The organism is Mesorhizobium sp. M7A.F.Ca.ET.027.03.2.1, assembly GCF_003999175.1.
Lineage (GTDB): Bacteria > Pseudomonadota > Alphaproteobacteria > Rhizobiales > Rhizobiaceae > Mesorhizobium.
The window spans coordinates 1-1,829 of record NZ_RZOM01001167.1; the positions used below are offsets into that span (position 1 = coordinate 1).

The 1,829-nt window shown below is 63.6% G+C and carries 1 protein-coding gene; it reads right to left on the reverse strand.

Annotated elements, in window-relative coordinates; all coding sequences use genetic code 11:
• Window positions 1–88: 88 nt before the first annotated feature.
• Window positions 89–1,342: an FAD-dependent oxidoreductase gene (locus EN750_RS32485; protein ID WP_127399129.1), complete on the reverse strand. Its 1,254-nt coding sequence runs from the start codon at window positions 1,340–1,342 to the stop codon at window positions 89–91.
• Between the last annotated feature and the right edge of the window lie 487 nt (window positions 1,343–1,829).

Consider the following 1,829-nt stretch of genomic DNA (forward strand, 5'->3'; position numbering starts at 1 on the left):
GACCGAAGGTCCGGGTGGGGGCTTGGCGCCCACCCCCACCCCGCTGCTTCGCAGCGACCCTCCCCACAAGGGGGAGGGTAAGCGGGGGCTAGCCCGCAGCCCTGGCGGGCTCATCCTGCTGAAACGCGGCCAGCGCCGCCTTGAGCCCTTCGGGACCCATGGCCACCGTTTCCGGCGTCGGCGAGAAGCCGGCGCCGAGCATCTTGCGGCCAAGCATGTGGTCGCCGGGACGGTTGACCGATTCGATACCGAGCAGCCGGTCGCCGGCATAGTGGTAGATCGAGAATTTGTTTTCGGGCAGGTCGCCCAGCACGACATGGCTGTCGCCGCCGGCGGTCAGGCCGACCATCTGCAATTTCATGTCGCCGATGTCAGACCAGAACCATGGCACCGCCGAATAGGCGTCGGTGTGGCCCGATATCGTGCGCGCGGCAAGCCGCGCCTGGTCGGTGGCATTCTGCACCGATTCCAGCCGCACGTCGCCGCCGGTGAGCCAGTGACGGTAAGAGGCAGCATCGCCAATAGCGAGAATCTCCGGCATCGACGTGCGCATCTGATGATCGACGCGAATGCCGTTGGCGATGCTGAGGCCGGCCGCCTGCGCCAGTTCGACATTCGGCACGGCACCAATGCCGACGATGACCATGCGCGCCGGCAGCCTTTCGCCTGATGAGGTGATGGCAGCCGTGACATGACCGTTTTCGCCATCGAGCCTGGCGATCGAGGTGCCGGTGAGGATGCGCACGCCTGTCGCCTCCAGCCGTTGCCGGACGTGGCTCGCCACGACCGGCGCCACGGCGCGGCCGAGCAGCCGGTCCACGGCCTCCACCACTGTCACCGTGCGACCGGCGGCCCTCAACGTGGCTGCGATCTCCAGCCCGATGAAACCGCCGCCGAGGATGACGACTTCGTCGCTTTGCGCGCTGAGGTCGCGGATCAGCCGCGCATCGGCCAGCGAGCGCAGCGACAGCACACCGGACAGGTCGGCACCGGGCAGCGGCAGCGTGCGCGGGCGCGAGCCTGTCGCCAGGATCAGGTGGTCAAAGGCCAGCGCACCACCGCCGGCAATATCCAAACTGCGGCGTCCGGCATCGATCCGATCGATCCTGACGCCAGGCCGGTAATCGATGGCGCTGCCGGTGTAAAAGGCCTCGCCGCGCAAGGGTTGCGGCTTGGCCTCGGCATCCTTGATGAAAGTCTTCGACAGCGGCGGCTTGTGATAGGGAAGTTCGTCCTCATCCCCAACGAGGATCACCGGCCCGTCATAGCCGTCTTCGCGCAGACTGGCGGCCGCTTGCACGCCCGCATGACCCGCGCCGACAATGACCACACCGTTCTTCATCGCATCCAATCCTGATTCTACCCTAGGATGTTTCGCCAGATGGCAATTGTCTGGCACCGCTGCAAGCGAGCTTTTGCGGGTCGCATCCGGGATGGCGGCTGTCAATCGCACAGTTCAGCGGCAAGACCGGTGCAGGAAAATGCATAAAGTTGAGAGTCGTAGTTTAGAATAATTCTAAACTGTTGTTTCAATTGACTTTTCCTACGGATTGTCATTGACATCCGACGATGTCGCAGCTTTATGGAGGCTCGCGCGTCAGCGCATCCCTTTAATGTCTGGGCCTTGAACCCTTTCGATTGGAGGCATTTTGGTGTCTTTCTTCCGCGAACCGCGCGATGGCGCGGCATCTCTTGCGCCCAATGGCCCACAGATGGCCTGGCGCCGGTTGTTGCGCGCGCCGTTTACAGAATTTCCGAGAAACTGGAGAGTGATTATGACAGCACGATATGGCAGTAGGCTTGCGGCGATCGGCGCCACTGCCCTGCTG

Bases quoted from the DNA above. Each gene is read 5' to 3' on its own strand.
- EN750_RS32485 (WP_127399129.1), bottom strand. From the start codon at position 1,342: ATGAAGAACGGTGTGGTCATTGTCGGCGCGGGTCATGCGGGCGTGCAA.